The organism is Cupriavidus basilensis OR16 (assembly GCF_000243095.1).
GTDB classification, from domain to species: domain Bacteria; phylum Pseudomonadota; class Gammaproteobacteria; order Burkholderiales; family Burkholderiaceae; genus Cupriavidus; species Cupriavidus basilensis_D.
Genome location: NZ_AHJE01000038.1, coordinates 64,561 through 81,026 on the forward strand (window position 1 = coordinate 64,561; position 16,466 = coordinate 81,026).

General features: G+C 66.7%; 13 protein-coding genes and 4 pseudogenes. 4 read left to right on the forward strand and 13 right to left on the reverse strand.

What is annotated here, in order from left to right; translation table 11 throughout:
• Positions 1 to 30: 30 nt before the first annotated feature.
• Positions 31 to 621, reverse strand: a pseudogene (locus tag OR16_RS14795) (porin); the annotation flags it as partial.
• Here OR16_RS14795 and OR16_RS45795 point away from each other — a divergent pair.
• The 3 genes and pseudogenes from OR16_RS45795 to OR16_RS14810 form a co-directional block, all read left to right on the forward strand.
• A pseudogene (locus OR16_RS45795) lies at positions 622 to 1,212 on the forward strand (LysR substrate-binding domain-containing protein); the annotation flags it as partial.
• 231 nt (positions 1,213 to 1,443) lie between these two features.
• Positions 1,444 to 2,721: a dicarboxylate/amino acid:cation symporter gene (locus OR16_RS14805; RefSeq protein ID WP_043419767.1), complete on the forward strand. Its 1,278-nt coding sequence runs from the start codon at positions 1,444 to 1,446 to the stop codon at positions 2,719 to 2,721.
• A pseudogene (locus tag OR16_RS14810) lies at positions 2,718 to 4,209 on the forward strand (aspartate/glutamate racemase family protein). Before OR16_RS14805 ends, OR16_RS14810 begins: the two are co-directional and overlap by 4 nt.
• Positions 4,210 to 4,226: 17 nt before the next feature.
• Here OR16_RS14810 and OR16_RS42885 read toward each other — a convergent pair.
• Positions 4,227 to 4,361, reverse strand: a pseudogene (locus OR16_RS42885) (maleylacetate reductase); the annotation flags it as partial.
• A gap of 44 nt (positions 4,362 to 4,405) precedes the next feature.
• Positions 4,406 to 5,422 (reverse strand): tripartite tricarboxylate transporter substrate binding protein, encoded by a 1,017-nt coding sequence (locus OR16_RS14815; RefSeq protein WP_006158763.1) that lies wholly within the window; start codon positions 5,420 to 5,422, stop codon positions 4,406 to 4,408.
• A gap of 184 nt (positions 5,423 to 5,606) precedes the next feature.
• Here OR16_RS14815 and OR16_RS14820 point away from each other — a divergent pair, with 184 nt between their 5' ends.
• Positions 5,607 to 6,539 (forward strand): LysR family transcriptional regulator, encoded by a 933-nt coding sequence (locus OR16_RS14820; protein WP_043419813.1) that lies wholly within the window; start codon positions 5,607 to 5,609, stop codon positions 6,537 to 6,539.
• A 612-nt stretch (positions 6,540 to 7,151) separates the two neighbouring features.
• Here OR16_RS14820 and OR16_RS14830 read toward each other — a convergent pair.
• The 10 genes from OR16_RS14830 to OR16_RS14875 form a co-directional block, all read right to left on the reverse strand.
• Positions 7,152 to 7,976: a sensor histidine kinase gene (locus OR16_RS14830; RefSeq protein ID WP_006158765.1), complete on the reverse strand. Its 825-nt coding sequence runs from the start codon at positions 7,974 to 7,976 to the stop codon at positions 7,152 to 7,154.
• 351 nt (positions 7,977 to 8,327) lie between these two features.
• The gene (locus OR16_RS14835; RefSeq protein WP_006158767.1) at positions 8,328 to 8,996 is read right to left on the reverse strand and encodes a response regulator transcription factor; all 669 of its coding nucleotides are present in this window, start codon (positions 8,994 to 8,996) and stop codon (positions 8,328 to 8,330) included.
• A gap of 461 nt (positions 8,997 to 9,457) precedes the next feature.
• Positions 9,458 to 10,486, reverse strand: a complete 1,029-nt coding sequence (locus OR16_RS14840; RefSeq protein ID WP_081488785.1) for a LacI family DNA-binding transcriptional regulator — start codon at positions 10,484 to 10,486, stop codon at positions 9,458 to 9,460.
• Between the two features lie 101 nt (positions 10,487 to 10,587).
• Entirely contained in the window at positions 10,588 to 11,556 is a 969-nt protein-coding gene (locus OR16_RS14845; protein WP_006158769.1) for a tripartite tricarboxylate transporter substrate binding protein, read from the reverse strand.
• Positions 11,557 to 11,620: 64 nt separating this feature from the next.
• A complete protein-coding gene (locus tag OR16_RS14850; RefSeq protein WP_237717072.1) occupies positions 11,621 to 12,529 on the reverse strand; it encodes a porin in 909 nt (302 codons plus the stop codon).
• A 186-nt stretch (positions 12,530 to 12,715) separates the two neighbouring features.
• The gene (locus OR16_RS14855; RefSeq protein ID WP_006158771.1) at positions 12,716 to 13,054 is read right to left on the reverse strand and encodes a cupin domain-containing protein; all 339 of its coding nucleotides are present in this window, start codon (positions 13,052 to 13,054) and stop codon (positions 12,716 to 12,718) included.
• Positions 13,051 to 14,028, reverse strand: a complete 978-nt coding sequence (locus OR16_RS14860) for a quinone oxidoreductase family protein (RefSeq protein WP_006158772.1) — start codon at positions 14,026 to 14,028, stop codon at positions 13,051 to 13,053. The genes OR16_RS14855 and OR16_RS14860 overlap by 4 nt, the downstream gene beginning before the upstream one ends.
• 65 nt (positions 14,029 to 14,093) lie before the next feature.
• Positions 14,094 to 14,978 carry a 3-keto-5-aminohexanoate cleavage protein gene (locus OR16_RS14865; protein ID WP_006158773.1) on the reverse strand — a complete coding sequence of 295 codons (885 nt, stop codon included), beginning with the start codon at positions 14,976 to 14,978 and terminating at the stop codon, positions 14,094 to 14,096.
• On the reverse strand, positions 14,971 to 15,543 hold the full coding sequence (locus tag OR16_RS14870) for an SDR family NAD(P)-dependent oxidoreductase (RefSeq protein ID WP_237717067.1): 573 nt from the start codon (positions 15,541 to 15,543) through the stop codon (positions 14,971 to 14,973). Before OR16_RS14870 ends, OR16_RS14865 begins: the two co-directional genes overlap by 8 nt.
• Entirely contained in the window at positions 15,444 to 16,457 is a 1,014-nt protein-coding gene (locus tag OR16_RS14875) for a dioxygenase (RefSeq protein ID WP_006158775.1), read from the reverse strand. The genes OR16_RS14870 and OR16_RS14875 overlap by 100 nt, the downstream gene beginning before the upstream one ends.
• Between the last annotated feature and the right edge of the window lie 9 nt (positions 16,458 to 16,466).

A 16,466-nucleotide genomic window follows, 5' to 3' on the forward strand; every position in this document is an offset into this window, starting at 1 on the left:
GCGGCTTCGGTCAGAAGATGTGCTTTATAAGGCTTCGGCGTCCACGCTCAACGCGGGCGTGATCGCGTATGACGCGCCGGCATACCACAGGTCGCTGCGCGGCGTCGGGCTGCCATCGTTGTCGCGCCGGATCAGGCCGCCGCCGATCTTGCCCTTGCCCACGTTGGCGTAGCCGTTGACGGACAAGCGCTCGTCCTTCAGGCCACTGCTGACCAGGCCGCCGAAGGCGCCCGGGCCGCCGCGGATCGAGTCGTAGGCCGCGCCCACGCCCCAGGTACCGGATTCGTACTTCAGCAGCGCGGACCATTCGCGGCAGGCGCGCTTGTCAGCGGGATTCTCGCCGCCGCAGTTGGTGCCCGACGGACTGGGGCCGGCATTGCCTGTATCGCGCCCGAAGCTGTAGGTGCCGCCGATGGTCACGCCGCCGAAGGTGCCTTTGTACGACACGGCATTATCGGCCCGCGCATTCGGCAGGTAGCTATCCAGCGACGACGTCCCGAAGGTGTTCGGGCCTAGCATGTCTGCTTCCAGCGTGGACCAGAACAGCATCGTGTACTGCCGCCCGAACGCGACCTGGCCCCAGTTGCCCGAGAGGCCGACCCATGCCTGCCGGCCAAACAGCACTTCCTGCCGGGCTGGTTCAACGCCGTGCGCAGGCATGTCGGCGACCTGCGCGCGCGCGTGATTCCCACCAATGTGCATGATTCCGTGCTCACCCTGGTCAATGGCAATTGCGACCTGATGTTCGCTTACGACCACCCGGGGCTGCCCTTGCACCTGGACCCGGTCAGGTACCCATATCTGACCGTCGGACAGGATACGTTCATGCCGGTGAGCAAGCCCAACCAGCGACTGGGGCCCCTGCATCGGCTACCGGGCACGCCTGGTAGTCCCCTGCCATTGATCTCCTATACCAGCACGAGCTACTTCGGCCGTTGCCTCGCCCTGCTGTTGAGCCGTGCCGACGCGCAGCCCGTGCTCCGACTCGACTATGAGTCGGATATGGCGGAGGTGCTCAAGAAGATGCTTGTGGCGGGAGAAGGCATTGCCTGGCTACCGAAAAGCTCGATCGAAACAGAGCTGGCTTCCGGGGCCCTGGTCCCCGCCGGCGGTCCGTCCTGGTGCATCGACCTGGATCTTCGCGTGTACCGGAACCAGTACAACCGCAACGAACGCCTCGATACGCTCTGGCGCTATCTCAGCGCGCTCTGAGCGCGCAGGAACGGGGCGCACGCTCGTATACCCGAACTATGCGCCGCCGGCATGAGGGCTTGCGGGACTCGCATCACGGGGCCCGCTCCCTTTCGTAGTGTCCGTCCATGCACTGACCGCGCCGGCCTTCCCAGCCGGGCCCCGGTTTCACTGGAGGGGCCGGCGCCGTGCAACAGGCCACGGATTCAGCTCCGGTTGATTCCCGCATGAGACCTCACTGGACGGAGCAAAATGAAAAATCGCCTCACCGCAACTATTCTCGCTGGCATGGTGCTCGGCATCGCCGTCGGCTACGCCTGCCACAAAATGGCGCCGGATGCCGACTCGGCCAAAGCCATTGCCGGCTACTTCTCGATCATCACCGACATCTTTCTCCGCCTGATCAAGATGATCATCGCGCCGCTCGTGTTCGCGACGCTGGTCTCGGGCCTGTCCGGCATGGAAGGGACCAGCGATGTGCGCCGCATCGGCATGCGCTCGGTGGGCTGGTTTGTCTGCGCATCCCTGATGTCGCTCGCCCTCGGACTGATGCTCGCCAACCTGCTGCAACCCGGCGCGGGGCTGAACCTGACGCCGAGCAGTGCCGATGTCGCGACGGGCCTGAATACGGCTGGCCTCAACTTCAGGGACTTCATCACCCACGCCTTCCCGACCAGCCTTCTCGACGCGATGGCGCGCAACGACATCCTGCAGATACTGGTCTTCTCGGTGCTCTTCGGTGTTGTGCTCGGCGTGCTCAGGAACGACCCGCGAGTGACGCCGCTCGTGCGCACCGTCGATGCGCTGGTGCCCGCGATGCTCAAGCTCACCGACTATGTCATGGCGCTCGCGCCGATCGGCGTATTCGGCGCCATCGCATCAGCCATCACCCTGCACGGGCTCGACGTGCTGACGACCTACGGCAAGCTCATCGGCAGCTTCTATATTGGACTCGCCGTGCTCTGGGCCCTGCTGATCGGCGTCGGCTATGCCTTCCTGGGCCGCCCGATCTGGACGCTCCTGAAGGCTGTGCGCGAACCGGCCATGCTCGCGTTCTCCACCGCCAGCAGCGAGGCTGCCTATCCGCGCCTGACCGAGAAGCTCGAAGCGTTCGGCGTCGACAAGAAGGTGGTTGGTTTCACCCTGCCCCTGGGCTATGCATTCAATCTCGACGGCTCGATGATGTACCAGGCGTTCGCGGCGATCTTCATCGCGCAGGCGTTCGGCATCGACATGCCGGTGTCGCAACAGATCCTGATGCTGCTGGTGCTGATGGTGAGCAGCAAGGGCATGGCGGGCGTTGCACGGGGTTCGGTGGTGGTGGTTGCCGCCGTCGCGCCGATGTTCCACTTGCCGCCGTCTGGCGTCGTGCTGATCCTTGCGATCGACCAGGTGCTGGATATGGGGCGTACCGCAACCAACGTCATCGGCAACAGTATCGCCACCGCCGCCATTGCGAAATGGGAAACGCGCCGGGCCACGCGCAATGAGGCACAAAGCTTCGACAGCTTGCAGGGGGAAGTGAAATGACCACGACACCTGATGCGCAAGGCCGCCGGTCCTTTGGCGTGATCGGTGGTCTTGGCGCACTGGCTAGCGCCGACGTGTTCTTCAAGCTGATCAAGTCGACGCCTGCACGCGACGATTCGGAACACTTCGACATCGTCCTGGAGCAGCATCCGTTTCGAAACGCCAGCCTCACCACGGCCGCGACCACGGAGCGCAAACTGTACATCTTCGACATGATTCGCGCCTTCGCGCGACGCGGCATCGATGCAGTGGTGCTGCCCTGCTTTCTCAGCCACACCTTCATCGACGAGCTGGCGGCGAACTCTCCGCTCCCCATCATCGACATGATGCAGGCGCTGCACCACCATGTGCGGCGCAAGTTCCCGACACTCCGGCGCGTAGGGGTGCTCGGTTCGGACTACACGCGCAGCAAGCATCTGTTCGAGCGCTACTTCGCCAGCCCGGAGTTCGAGCTATTGCACCCACGGATCGAGGGCGGCGTGGATCGCGTGACGCGCGCGGTGTATTCGCGTGACGCGCGCGGTGTATGACGCCGACGGCATCAAGAGCGGAAACTTGCGTGGCCGCCCTATCGAACTGTTGCGCGATGCCTGTCGCGACCTGATCGGCCAGGGCGCACAACTGATCCTGCCCGGCATGACCGAGATCTCCCTTGTGCTCGACGAAATTGGGCCCCTGCCGGTGCCGGTTGTCGACTCGAATCTCGCCTATGCGCAGTATGTGGTTTCAGGTCAGTATGCGGCGCCCGGGAAACAGTTCAAGGTCGGCGTGGTGGGCGGCGTCGGTCCCGCTGCTACCGTCGACTTTATCCAGAAGATCGTACGCCATACGCCCGCGGCGCGCGACCAGGACCATATCAAGCTGCTGGTCGAGCAGAATCCGCAGATTCCGGATCGCACCGAGAACCTTGTCGGCGAGGGACCCGACCCGACGATTTCCTTGTATGCGACGTGCAAGAAGCTGGAGGCGGGAGATGCTGACATCATTGCCATTCCGTGCAACACGGCGCATGCGTTTGTCGAGCGCGTGCAGCCCTATCTCAATATCCCGATCGTCAATATGCTGACGGTCACCGCGGAGTCCTTGCGCAAGACGTATCCAGGCCTGCACAAGGTCGGCGTGCTGGCCACTTCCGGCACGGTGGCCAGCGGCGTGTACCAGAGAGCCCTTGATACTCATGGTTTCGAGCAGGTCGTGCCAGGCCCCGCTCTCCAGGCTCGCGTGATGCATGCCATCTACGGTCCTCATGGTGTCAAGGCCGGCTTTACGACAGGCGAATGCGTCGACGACCTGGTCGCGGCGGTCGAGGATATGGCGGCCCGCGATGTCGAAATCGTCATCCTTGCCTGCACCGAATTGCCCTTGCTCCTGCCGCAGGCGGAAATGCGCTGTGCCAACGGCCGCGTCATCACGCTGATCGACCCGACGGATGTGCTGGCAAGACACTGCGTCGCCTGCGCGATGGGCGACGCCAAGCCCAATCCTTGAGATTGCACGCCGGTGCCGCTCGGCAGGTTGAAGCTGCCGCCCAGCGTATGGCACAGCTTGTGATGCAGCGACATGCCAACGTTGCCCGGCACGCCGCCGCAAAGCCACGCGCCATAAGGCGCATCGCTGCGGGCCGCCAGCAGGTCCGGCGCGATGGCCTTGCCCAACCCGATGGAAGGATTGCATGATGCGGCGCTCAGTCGGCCACGATATTGCGGCTCTTGATCACGCGGGCCCAGCGCTGGGATTCGCTCTTGACCAGCGCGTTCATCTCCTGCCGGCCGCCCGCCACCACCTCGAAGCCACCGTCGGCCAGGCGCTGCGCCACCTTGGGGTCGCGCAGGGTGGCGCTCATGTCCGCCGCCAGCCGGTTCAGGATGGCGTCTGGCGTCTTGGCCGGCGCGATCATGCCCACCCAGGAATAGACTTCAAAGCCCTTGTAGGTCTCGGCAATCGCCGGCACCGCGGGCAGGTGCGCGTCGCGCTTGGGCGAGGTCACCGCCAGCGCGCGCAGCTTGCCACCCTGGATATGCGGCAGCACCAGCGGCAGGCTGGCGATCATCGAATCAACGTGGCCGCCAAGCAGATCCGAGATGGCCGGGCCGCCGCCCTTGTAAGGCGTGTGGATGCCGCTGGTGCCCGCGGTCTCGTGGAACAGCTCGGCCGCCAGCTGGTTGGAGCTGCCGGCACCCACCGAAGCATAGGAAACGGTGGCCGGCTTCCTGGCCGCGGCCACGTAATCCTTCAGCGTCTGGAACGGGGAGCTGGCCGGCACCACCAGCACCATGGGTGAGCGCACCATGTACGACACGCCGGTCAGGTCCCGCTCGGGCGCGTAGGGCAACTTCGGATACATCGAGGATTCGGTCGCGAACGAGTCGAAGATCATCCCCACCGTGTAGCCGTCCGGCGCGCTCCGGACGATGGCGCCCGTGCCGATGGTGCCGCCCGCGCCGGCGCGGTTCTCGATGACCACCGTCTGGCCAAGGCGGCTGCGGAAGTCCTCCTGGACCATGCGGCCCACCTTGTCGACCGTGCCACCGGCCGCGAACGGGATGATCAGCGTGACCGGCTTGGCCGGGTAGGTTTGCGCGTTGGCGCCGCTAGCCATGCCGAGCGCCAGCGCCGTGGTGGCGGCCAGGCGCCGCAGCAGCGCCTGACCGCGTACGGGGCGGGGTTGATCGGCATGGCTTGTCCCCAGTCTTGTTGTCATTTTGTCTTCCTGTTGCGGTGTTAGCGCCGCGCCCGGCAAGCACGCCGAGGCAGGTGCGCGATGGAGTGCTTTTGCTAAATTTGCGAAAATAGCGCGAGCGAAAGGCATGAATCCGATGCTAATCTTTCATATCGGCCGGGGCAATCGGGTCTGGCCGCGAAATGCCTTTGCACAGGACGCACAAATGGAATCGGCAAAATTTGCTGAGAATCTCTCGATCTTTGTCGAGGTGGCGCAGGCGCGCAGCTTCTCCGCGGTGGCCCGCCGCAAGGGCATGGTGGCGTCCTCGGTGGCTCGCCAGATCGACTCGCTGGAAAACGAGCTGCAGGTGGCGCTGTTCACCCGCTCGACCCGGGCGCTGGTGCGTACCGACGCCGGCAACCTGCTGTTCGAGCGCGCGGTCAAGATCCTGCACGACATGACCGATGCGCGCAGCGAGGTCACCTCGCTGGAGCAGGGCGTGAGCGGCCTGCTGCGCGTGAGCTGCCTGCCCGCTTTCGGCCGGCGCCACGTGGTGCCGCATCTGGCAGCCCTCTATGACAAGTACCCGCGCTTGGCCATCGAGCTGGACCTGACCGAGCGCGTCGTCGACCCCGTGGTGGAGCGCATTGACCTGGTGATCCGCGTCGGCCAGCAGGCCGACAGCAGCCTGATCGCCCAGCGCGTGGCCAGCCAGCGTTACGTGATCTGCGCCGCGCCGGCCTACCTGGCGCGCCACGGCAAGCCGCGCCACGCCAGCGAGCTGGGCAGCCACCGGCTGATCGACCGGCGCCACAGCACCAGCATGCGCGGCTGGCGGGAGCTGCTGGACAGCGACGTCGCGCAACAGGCCATGTTCGCCTTCGAGTGCGACGACTGCGATGCGCGGCGGCTATCGGTGCTGCAGGGGCTGGGCATCGCCCTGATGCCGGACTGGTCGATCGGCGGCGATATCGGCGATGGCCGCCTGATCGAGCTGGAAATGGACGGCCTGGCGCCGCAACCGGAAACCGGCGTCTACCTGCTGCGCGCGCTGCCGCGCGCCAGCGCCAAGGTGCGGGCGTTCTGCGAGCACCTGGGCGCTACCATCGGCAGCCCGCCGCGCTGGCAGGTCGCCATGGCGCCGGTGGGCGAATAGCGCGGGCTTGACACCGGGCCAGGCGGGATAACGCAACACGAAACGCAACACGAACGCGAACACGTGCCGGGCCGCGCTAGACGGCGGCTTCGTCCTCGAGCGCGCTGCCATCGAGCGACAGCAGCGCCAGCGTGCCCATCTCGCGGCTTGGCATGCTGGCGGAAAAGGCGATGGCCGCGGTCAGCCGGCGGTCCAGTTCGGCCCGTGCCAGCGCCGCGTCGCCGGGCCCCCGCCAAGGGCTCCCCGCTGCTGCACACCACCGGCCCCAGGGAATCGCGCGCCTTGAGCACCAGCGCCGCCAGCGTCTCGCCGTGGCCTGCCAGCGGCAGGCTGGCGCCGCCAGACAGGCTGGTCAGCGAACCGGCATTGGCCGCGCCGGACCCCGGCGGCCCTTTGTAGCGCAGATAGAAATGATTGAACCCTAGCAGCCTGGCGGCAGTGCAGACGGCGCCCGCCAGCCCCTCGATATCCTGGGCACGGTCGATCTCGCCAAGCAGCATGGCCAGGGCGGAAGGCGCATCGGCGGGAATCGCGGCGCCAAGCGAAATATCGGGAGAATCCATGTGCGAGTAACGCCATTCCTGCCAAGGAATGGCTGATGGGAAAAGCCAATCATAAGCGCGTTTCCCGTACGGGCAGCGTAAAGCGGAACGTGGCGCCCGTGCCCGGCTGCTCGTCCAGCCAGATGCGCCCGCCGTGCGACTCCACCACCGAGCGGCAGATCGACAAACCCATGCCCAGGCCATCCGGCCTGGTGGTGAAGAACGCGTCGAACAATGCCGGGATATTCGCCGGGGCAACGCCAGGGCCCGTATCCTGCACAGTGCAGAGCAACCGCGGCGGTGGCGCGCTGAGCCGTTCGCACCGCACCAGGATGGAACGCTGGCCGGCAGGCACCGCCGCGCTGGCCTGCATGGCGTTGAGCAGGAGGTTGTTCAACACCTGCTGCAGCTGGATGCGATCGCCCAGCACCGCCGGCAAGCCAGGCGCCACATGGACCGACACCGCCACGCCCCGGTTGCGCATCTCCGGCATCAGCAGCGCCAGCGACTCCTCCAGCGCGGCGCCCAGGTCCACGGGCGCGCGCTGCAGCACGCCCTTGGCCGCCAGCGCGCGCGTGCGGCCGATGACGGCGCTGGCGCGCCGGCCCTCGCTGATCATGCGCTGCACCGCGCTGCGCGCCTCCTCCAGGTTGGGTTGCGGCCGGTCCAGCCAGCGCAGGCAGGCTTCCCCATACGTGATGATGCCCGCCAGCGGCTGGCTGACTTCGTGCGCAATGGATGCCGTCAGTTCGCCCAGCACGGCGATGCGCGACACGTGCGCCAGTTCCGCCTGCGCCACGCGTAGCACTTCCTCGGCGCGGCGGCGCTCGGTGATATCGACCACGGTGCCGACAAAGCCGAGGCTGTGCTCGCTGTCCCGGCGCGGCTGTCCCACGCAGACGATGGCAGAGAATGCGGAACTCCTGCTGGAACGGCGTGCCCTCCTTGCACGCGCGGGCCATCCCGGCGAGCACGCGTGCCCGCTCGCCGGGTTGGACCATCGCCACCAAGGTGTGCATGCCCGGTGCGCCAGGCGCGGGGTCGAGCCCGAAGAGCCGGTACATCTCCGCGGACCAGCGCATCTCGCGCCGCGCCGGCCACCATTGCCAGCTGCCGGTCTTGCTGATGCGCTGGCCCTCGGCCAGGGAGGCCTCGCTTTCATGCAGGCCGCGCCGTCTCGCGCGGGCGTTGCCCAGGCTGCCTTTGCGCAGCGAATGACGCGGGATATAGGGTCTGCGCATCGTGATCACGCCTGCGCCGCCGAGTTGGTCAAGCCAAGCACGTGCGCCATCACCACCAGTTCGGCAAAGGTGCGCGCGCCCATCTTCTTCATGGCCTGCGCCCGGTGGATCTTGACCGTGACCGTGCTCAAGCCCACGTCGTCAGCAATCTGCTTGTTCATCAGGCCTGCCGCCGCCCGCGCCATGACTTCGCGCTCGCGCGATGTCAGCGTATCGAACGCAGCCTTCAATTCGCGCCCGCGCCGTTCGCAAGCGCGCCGCTGTGCGTCCCTGCCGATGGCTTCCGTCACCGCGTCGAGCAGGTCCTGGTCACGAAACGGCTTGGTCAGGAAATGGGTTGCGCCGGCCCGCATCGCCATGACCGACATGGCAACGTCCGCGTGGCCGGAGATAAACACCACCGGCACCATGCAACCCACCTCGGCGAGCATGGCCTGCAGTTCCAGCCCGCTGGCCCCCCTGAGGCGCACGTCGAGCACCAGGCAGCACGGCACATCGGGAATCGGGAAGCACAGGAACTCGGCCGCGGAAGCAAAGGTCCTGACCTGGATATCCATCGAGCGGAACAGGCTTGCAATGCCATCGCGCAAGACCGCGTCATCGTCGACGACCAGCACCACGCCGTCGTCGACAAGCCCGCCGCCGGGACTGGGATAGCTGCCGGATATCGCCATTGCGTGCCCTATGCCCGGCACCTGGAGAGAAGGCATGCGACGATCATTTGAATCCTCTATTCTCAAACTCCGGGAAAAAACGGCAACGCGAGATGCGCCCACCTGCCTGGCGGGCAGCGCGATTCTTCCCTATCCGCATGAGGCCGGCCATTGTCCAGGGGTGTGCACCGCCCATCCCTGGGTGTAACCGGGGCGCGGTCCATGCACCGCACAACTCGCCAGCCCCACGGCTGTCTCGCGTCGATTCTGCAAACGTTTGCATTATGGATTAAAGCACCAGAAGATCAAGCCCGAAAATGCAGCCGCACCGGATCCGCACAACTTGCAAATGGCCTGCATCCCTTACTGCGCAAGGCTTTGAAGCCGATGGCCGGTAGCCACTACAAGAATGTGTAGTTGACCACCGGCGCCATTCCCGGAAGATGCGGGTTGTTGCCCGCGCGAGCCGCTTAGCGAGCCGCTTAGTGCGCCGGCGGCGCCGTCGAGCCGCGTACGATCAGCTCCGGGCGGAGCACCACGCTGGCGGCCTCGGCCCTCTCGTTCTCGATGCGCGCCAGCAGCAGCGTGGCCGCTTGCACGCCCATCTCGTGCACGGCAATCCGGATGGTGGTGAGCGGAGGCGTCAGCGCATCGACAAAGGGCATATCGTTGTGGCCGATCACCGAGACGCGCGCGGGGCAGGCGATGCCGGCCTCGCGCAGATAGTCATAACATCCCAGCGCCACCAGGTCGTTGCCCGCGGCGATCGCGGTCAGCGTGGGAAACTGCGCCAGCAGCGCGCGGCAGGCTTCGCGCCCCGCTTCGCGGCCGTAGCTTGCCGCTTCCACGATCATCCATTCGCCTTTGCGCAGCTTGTTGCGCCGCACCGCATCGACAAAGCCCTGCTTGCGCTGATGTCCGGTGGACAGCGAGTCCGGCCCGGCGATATGGCCAATGCGGCGATGCCCGAGCGCCACCAGGTGATCGACGGCGAGCCGCATCCCGAGCAGGTTGTCGCTGACCACGCAGGGCACCCGGCCGAGATCTTCCCCGCGATTGACCATCACCACGGGGATGTTCTGCTTGACGCAGTAGTCCAGCACGGCATCCTCCCGCTCGGCGGTCGCCAGGATCAGGCCGTCGACCTGGCGCCCCATCATCTGGTCGATGACAAAGCGCTGGCGCGTCTTGTCGGCGCCCACATTGACCACGATGGGCACATAGCCCTGCGAGGCCAGCACGCCCTCGAGCCCGGCCAGGATTGGCGGGAACACGGGGTTGGAGATATCCGGCAGCACCACGCCGATGAGTCCGGAGCGCTTGGTGCGCAGCCCGGCGGCGATGCGGTTTGGCCGGAAGCCGAGTTCGTCGGCCATGCGCAGGATACGCTCGGCCACCTCATCGGCGACCAGGTGCCGCGTGGCGGCATTCATCACCCGGGAAACAGTGGAGTAATGGACATCCGCCTTCGCCGCAAGGTCCTTTAGGGTAATGCGCTTACGCTGGTCCATGCGGGCAGGGAGGCTGGTGTGCGGTGAGTGGGAAAACATGCCATTTTAAGCGAAGACGCACGCGCCGCGCCCGCTTCCTTGCCAGCCGCCCTGCGCGCCGCCTACTGCCCGGCCTGCACGCCGGACTGCCGGACCACCGGCGCCAGCTTGGCGATCTCCGCCTTGATGTAGCGCTCGAACTCCTGCGGCGTGGACGTCCGCGCTTCGGCGCCTTGCACCGACAGCCGCTCGCGCACCTCCGGTGTGGCCAGCGCCTTCGAGATCTCGCCATTCAGCGCGGCCACGATCTCCTTTGGCGTGCCCGCGGGCGCCAGCACGCCGAACCATGACTCGAAGGCATAGCCCGGCAAGCCCGACTCCGCCACCGTCGGGATGTCCGGCAAGGCGGCGGCCCGCTTCGGTGTGGTGACCGCCAGCGCCTTGAGCTTGCCCTGGCGCACGAACGGCATGGCGGAGACAGTGGGCGCAAACATCAGGTCGACACGGCCCGCCATGACATCGGTCAGCGCCTCGCCCGTGCCCTTGTAGGGAATGTGCGCGATGTCCACGCCGGCTTCCATCTTGAACAGCTCCCCGCTCAGGTGCGTCGAGCTGCCGGACCCTGCCGAGTCGAAGTTCATGGCGCCAGGCTTCGCCCTGGCGGCTGCCACCACATCCTTGACCGAGCCAAGCTTGCTGGCGCTGTTCACCACCAGCACGTTGGGTACCGTCGCCACCAGTGTCACCGGGGCGAAGTCCTTGACCGTGTCGTACGACAGCTTGGGATAGAGCGTGGCATTGATGGCATGCCCGACCGATACCAGGATCAGGGTGTAGCCGTCCGGCGCGGCCTTGGCGACCATCCCCGCGCCGAGCGTGCCGCCCGCGCCGGGCCGGTTCTCCACGATCATCTGGTAGCGGCCGGATTCGCCCAGCCGGTTGCTGACGATGCGGGCGAGGATGTCGGTGGCGCTGCCCGGTGAGAATGGCACCACCAGGCGGATCGGCTTGGCGGGATACTGGGGCGGCTGGGCGAGCGCGCCCCCGGCGCTCACCGCGAGGGTGGCGCACAGCAGGATGCTTCGAATCACGGTTGTCTCCTCCACCGCCTCGGGTCCGGCCGGATCGCTCCGGGCCGGCTGGGCGGCTCGATGGTCAGGTTCGAGGGTTAGGTTCGAGGAAGAACCCGACCGTCTCGGTGGCATTGCCGGCGCCGTTGCTGGCCAGCGCGAAACCCAGCCTGATGCTGCCGGGCCCGAGCTTTTGCACGAGCGAGGCGTAGTAGCCGTTGCGCGTCAGGTCGCCCGTGGCGGTGCGGTAGTGCAGCCGCTCATACAGCGCGGAGATCTTGGTGCTGGGGAACTGGTAAGACACGCCCACCTTGATGGCATTGTCGTTGCGGCCGGCCGTCTGGTAATGCTGGTGAAGCTCGTACGCCAGCGCCACGTTGAGCGGCCCGCGGTCATAGGTGGTAGCGAACGAGTAGAGCGCCGGGTTGCGCGGCGTGGTGAGCTTTTCCTCCGGCATGCCCCAGCCAAGCCCGGCGCGCAAGCCGTTCCACTCGGGGCTGCGGTACTGCACGATGTTCTGCTCGCGGCGATCGAACGAGTGCGTGTCCTGGATGTTGTTCGTGGTCGAGGCCGAGCCGTTGCTGATCAGCGCCATGTACCCGGCGGTAGTCGGGTAATAGGGATCGTATTCCATGGTGGCTTCGGTGTACGGCGTGGTCCAGTGCCCCATGAAAAACGTGCCGTAATCACCACTCAAACCGATGCGTGAATTTCGTCCCGCGATCTGCCCTGACCCGTTGTCGAGCGACAGGTTGCTCTCGATCTGCCAGATTGCCTTGAGCGAGCCGCCGAGGCCCTCCTCGCCCCGCAAGCCGAAGACCGAGCGGTTATTGGTCAGCCGCCCGACGCCGCCCAGCGCGGTACCGTTCGTGGCGGTGCTGGCCCGCGAGTACTCGATGCTGGTGTTCAGGCGCCCATAGACCGTCACCGTGGATTGCGCATGAGCGGACCCGCACACCGCCACCACGGCGAGCGCCCCGGCGCCGGCCGTCAGGATCGGCCACCGGTGCCGGGGCGCGGGGCTCGCCGCGCGGACCTTTGTTGTCTCCTGCCACCCATGCAAGCTGTACAACCTGTACAACCCATGCCTCCAGGCATTTCCCATGTACGTCTTCCCCTTTTCGATTTTCCGTCTGGTCAAGTTGAAGCATATGCAAACGTTTGCAAACAAAGTAATAATTCAAGGCGGGTACGGCATGGCCAGCAGCAGCATGGCGGGGCGGTTGGCCGGATTCTCCACCTTGCGGGCTTCGCCCGGCGCCAGGCAGACCGAGTCGTACTGCGTCAGGTGCACGACCTGCGCCCCCGTGCTGATGGTGACTTCGCCCTCCAGCAGCACATAGTGCTTCTCCAGCGGCGAGGCATCCAGCTCCGTATGGCCGCCCGGAAGGATCACCGAGACACCGAGCCAGAGCGATGCCGACGGCCCGGCCTCGAACCCCTGCAGGCGCAGGCAGCGCATCCCCTCGTGGCGGGGCGGGAAATAGGCCGGCGCGGCGGCGAACCGGGTCGTGTTCATGGCATCAGCACCACGCGTTCCGGGGCGCCTTGCAGCACCGTGCGGTAGGCCTCGGCGGCGCGCGCCAGCGGGAACGCGTAGCCCGCGTGCACCGGGAAGGGCTTGAGCTGCCCGGCGGCAAACAGGGGGCCGAGCTGATCGAAGACCGCGGCGCAAGCGATGCTGCCCATGGCCAGCGTGTCGATGCCCACGTACGTATGCTGGCCGCGGTAGAAGGTAAAGATGTCAAACGGCACGGCACGGTCGAACGTCGAGATGAAGATCTGCGCGGCGCCGATCGCCATGGCCTTGTTGGCTTGCTCGAAGTATGGGCTGCCGACCGTGTTGTAGACGATGTCCGCGCCATGCCCGTCGGTCTCGTTGCGCACCACTTCGGCGATGTTGTCGCGGCTGGCGTCCAGCATGCGCACCGTGCTGCTGGCGTGGCCGCGCAACGGCCCGGCCTCGCGCTCCACGGCGAAGACGCGCGCGCCCAGCGCGGTGGCGATCTGGATGGTGGCCTGGCCGACCTTGCCGTTGCCGCCGCATACCAGCACCACGCTGCCCGCCTTCGGCAGGCCGGCGCGGCGCAGGCCCTCGTAAGCGGTGACAAACGGCACGCCAACCGCGCCGGCTTCTTGCAAGGTCACGTTGGCGGGCTTCTCCCGCACCGCGCCAACGTCGAGCGTCAGGTAGCGGCTGTGCGTGCCATCGCGGCGAATGCCGAGCTCGCCGCCGCTGCCCCAGACCTCCTTGCCCAGCAGGTGCGTGGGCCCGTCCACCACCACGCCGGCATAGTCGCGGCCGGGCACGCGCGGCCACACGGCGTGCGGCATCATTCCCAGCGTGGCCTTGACATCGCTCGGGTTGACGCCCGCGCTGGCGACTTCGATGACGCATTGGCTGGTGCCGGCTGCTGGCTTGGCAATGCCGACGAACTCGAGCTGCAGCGCGTCGATGTTCGCTGCCTGTTGGGAGACGCGGATAGTGTTCATGGTGATGTGGTCTTTGTGTCCGTGTTTGTGTTTGTGTTTGTGTCTGTGCTTGTTTGTCTGTTCGTTCATGCCGCCCGCAGGCCGAGCGTGGCCCGGGCCTCATGCGGCGACGCCAGCGCGCCGCCCAGCGATTTGATGATGTCGCGCGCCTTGGCGACCAGCGCCGCGTTGTCCGGGGCGAGCACGCCCTTCTCCAGGTAGATGTTGTCCTCCAGGCCAACCCGGACATGGCCGCCCGCCAGCCAGGACTGCGCCACGATCGGGAACTCCGCGCGGCCAACGCCGAAGGCGGACCAGTGCGCGCCCGGCGGCAGCATGTTGCGTGCGTAGAACAAGGTCTCCGGGGTGGCCGCGAAACCGTATTTCACGCCGAGCACGAAGGTCCACAGGCCGGGGCCGTCCAGCACGCCTTCCTGGATGAAGTCGCGCGCCATATGGAGGTCGCCGGAGTCGAAGATCTCCAGCTCCGGCATGACGCCAGCCTCGCGGATGATGGCAGCCATCTTGCGCACGTTCCGGGGCGTGTTGATGACCACGTCCGCGCCGGAATTCATCGTGTTGAGGTCCAGCGAACACACATCGGGGCGCAACGCGGCGATATGCGCGACGCGCACTTCCGGACGGACCAGGGTGGTGCCCGGGGCGGCGTTGCGGGGTTCGTCCTCTGCCGGCACGAAGCGCCCTCCGGGGCCGGTGGTCAGGTTGATGATGAGCGCCTTGTTGCGCTTGCGGATCAGCTCGATCACCTCGGCGTAGTACTCGAGCGCCATCGAAGGGCGCCCGCTCTCGGGGTCGCGTACATGGATGTGGGCCGCGGCCGCGCCCGCCTCGGCCGCCTCCAGCGCTGCCGTGGCGATCTGCGCCGGGGTCACCGGCAAGCCGGGATGTTGCTCGGGGGTGACGATATTCCCGGTGACGGCGCAGGTGATGATGGTCTTTCTGCTATGCATGGTGAACGTCTTGGTGTCTTGAACAATGTGTCGGGGAAGGGATCAGCCAAGCTGGCGGCCGCCGTCGACCACGATGGTGGTGCCGGTGGAAAAGCGCAGCGAGGTGGCACAGGCCACGATGGCGTCGGCCACGTCGTCCGGCTTGCCCAATGCGCTTGAGCGGCGTGGTCCTGGCCGCGCGCTCGTTGAAGGCGCTGTCGCGCCCGGGCACGAAATCGGTGTCGACCACGCCGGGCGATACGTTGAGCACGCGGATCTCCGGCGCCAGCGCGCGGCCCAGCGATATGGCCATCATGTCGAGCCCCGCCTTGACCGCGCAATACGCGACGTTGCTGCCCATGCCGGTGCGCCCCGCGATGGACCCCACGTTGACCACCAGCCCCTCGCCCGTCGCTTTCAGGTGCGGCGCCATGGCGCGGATCGCGGCGAACTGGCCGCGCCAGTTCACTGCGAACATCTCGTCGATCAGCGCATCGTCCAGCGCATCGAGGTCGGCATGCGCGATCGCCCTGGTAAAGCCCGCGCTGTTGACCAGCATGTCGATGCGGCCGTACTTGCGCTGCACGTCATCGGCCAGGCGCGCGAGCGATGCGGTATCGCTGTGAAATCCAGCGTGTAGAACGGCGCCGGGAAACCGCCCCATGGGCTTGTGCCTTCGTCCACGCGCCGGAAATGGCCCACCAGCTCGCGATGCACGCCAAAGGTCACGTCCGACTCCAGATGCTCGGAATCGTCGGCGAACACCTGCGTGACGAGCGTGCGATAGCCCGGCGCCGCGGCAATGAAATGAATGTGCGCGGGGCGGTACGGATGGCGGTTCTGTTCGGCCAGCAGCTGGCCGACAGGGCCGCCCGTCGGCACGGGGTAGCCCGCCGGGCGCACCGAGCGGAAATGGAAAGCGCCTTGCGCATCGGTACGAAAGGCGCCGCGCAGGTTCTTGTCCGGTTGCGCGGGGTCCTGGTTGTCGTAGAGGCCAACCGGCGAAGCCTGCCACGCTTCGACCAGCGCGCCGGCCAGGGGCTCGCCGGCGGTGTTGCGCACTTGTCCGCTCACGAACAATGGCAGCCCCGGCGTCTCGCCTTGCACCACGCAATCCCCGCACTCGTAGGTCGGCGCGCCGCCGCGATAGAACGGGCCCAGCAGGGCACCCGGCGTGCGGCCACCGGTGCTGCCGTTGTTCATCAGCGTGACCAGCGTCGACAGCCCGAGCACATCGGCCGCCAGCACCACCTCGTTGTTGGTGGCATTGGTCGCATGGCCAAGTGCCGCAACAAAGCGCAGCCCGAACTCGAACTCCTCGTCGCTGGGCCGCACCTCCCTCAGGAACGCGTGCAGATGATCGACCAGCGCGTCGACGACCTGCCGCAGGCGCGGGTCCGTGGTATCGCGCATCGCCTGCTTGACCAGCTCGCTGAGCGTGTGTTCATCGTCCACCACGGCAAGGCCGCGGCCGAGCCTCGGGGCAAGTGTCGTCTCCATATTCGTCTC

Coding starts and splice junctions, on each gene's coding strand:
- OR16_RS14820 (WP_043419813.1), top strand. CDS start 5,607: ATGGAATCGGCAAAATTTGCTGAGAATCTCTCGATCTTTGTCGAGGTG.
- OR16_RS14855 (WP_006158771.1), bottom strand. CDS start 13,054: ATGAACACGACCCGGTTCGCCGCCGCGCCGGCCTATTTCCCGCCCCGC.
- OR16_RS14805 (WP_043419767.1), top strand. CDS start 1,444: ATGAAAAATCGCCTCACCGCAACTATTCTCGCTGGCATGGTGCTCGGC.
- OR16_RS14865 (WP_006158773.1), bottom strand. CDS start 14,978: ATGCATAGCAGAAAGACCATCATCACCTGCGCCGTCACCGGGAATATC.
- OR16_RS14835 (WP_006158767.1), bottom strand. CDS start 8,996: ATGGCGATATCCGGCAGCTATCCCAGTCCCGGCGGCGGGCTTGTCGAC.
- OR16_RS14875 (WP_006158775.1), bottom strand. CDS start 16,457: ATGGAGACGACACTTGCCCCGAGGCTCGGCCGCGGCCTTGCCGTGGTG.
- OR16_RS14840 (WP_081488785.1), bottom strand. CDS start 10,486: ATGGACCAGCGTAAGCGCATTACCCTAAAGGACCTTGCGGCGAAGGCG.
- OR16_RS14860 (WP_006158772.1), bottom strand. CDS start 14,028: ATGAACACTATCCGCGTCTCCCAACAGGCAGCGAACATCGACGCGCTG.
- OR16_RS14815 (WP_006158763.1), bottom strand. CDS start 5,422: ATGACAACAAGACTGGGGACAAGCCATGCCGATCAACCCCGCCCCGTA.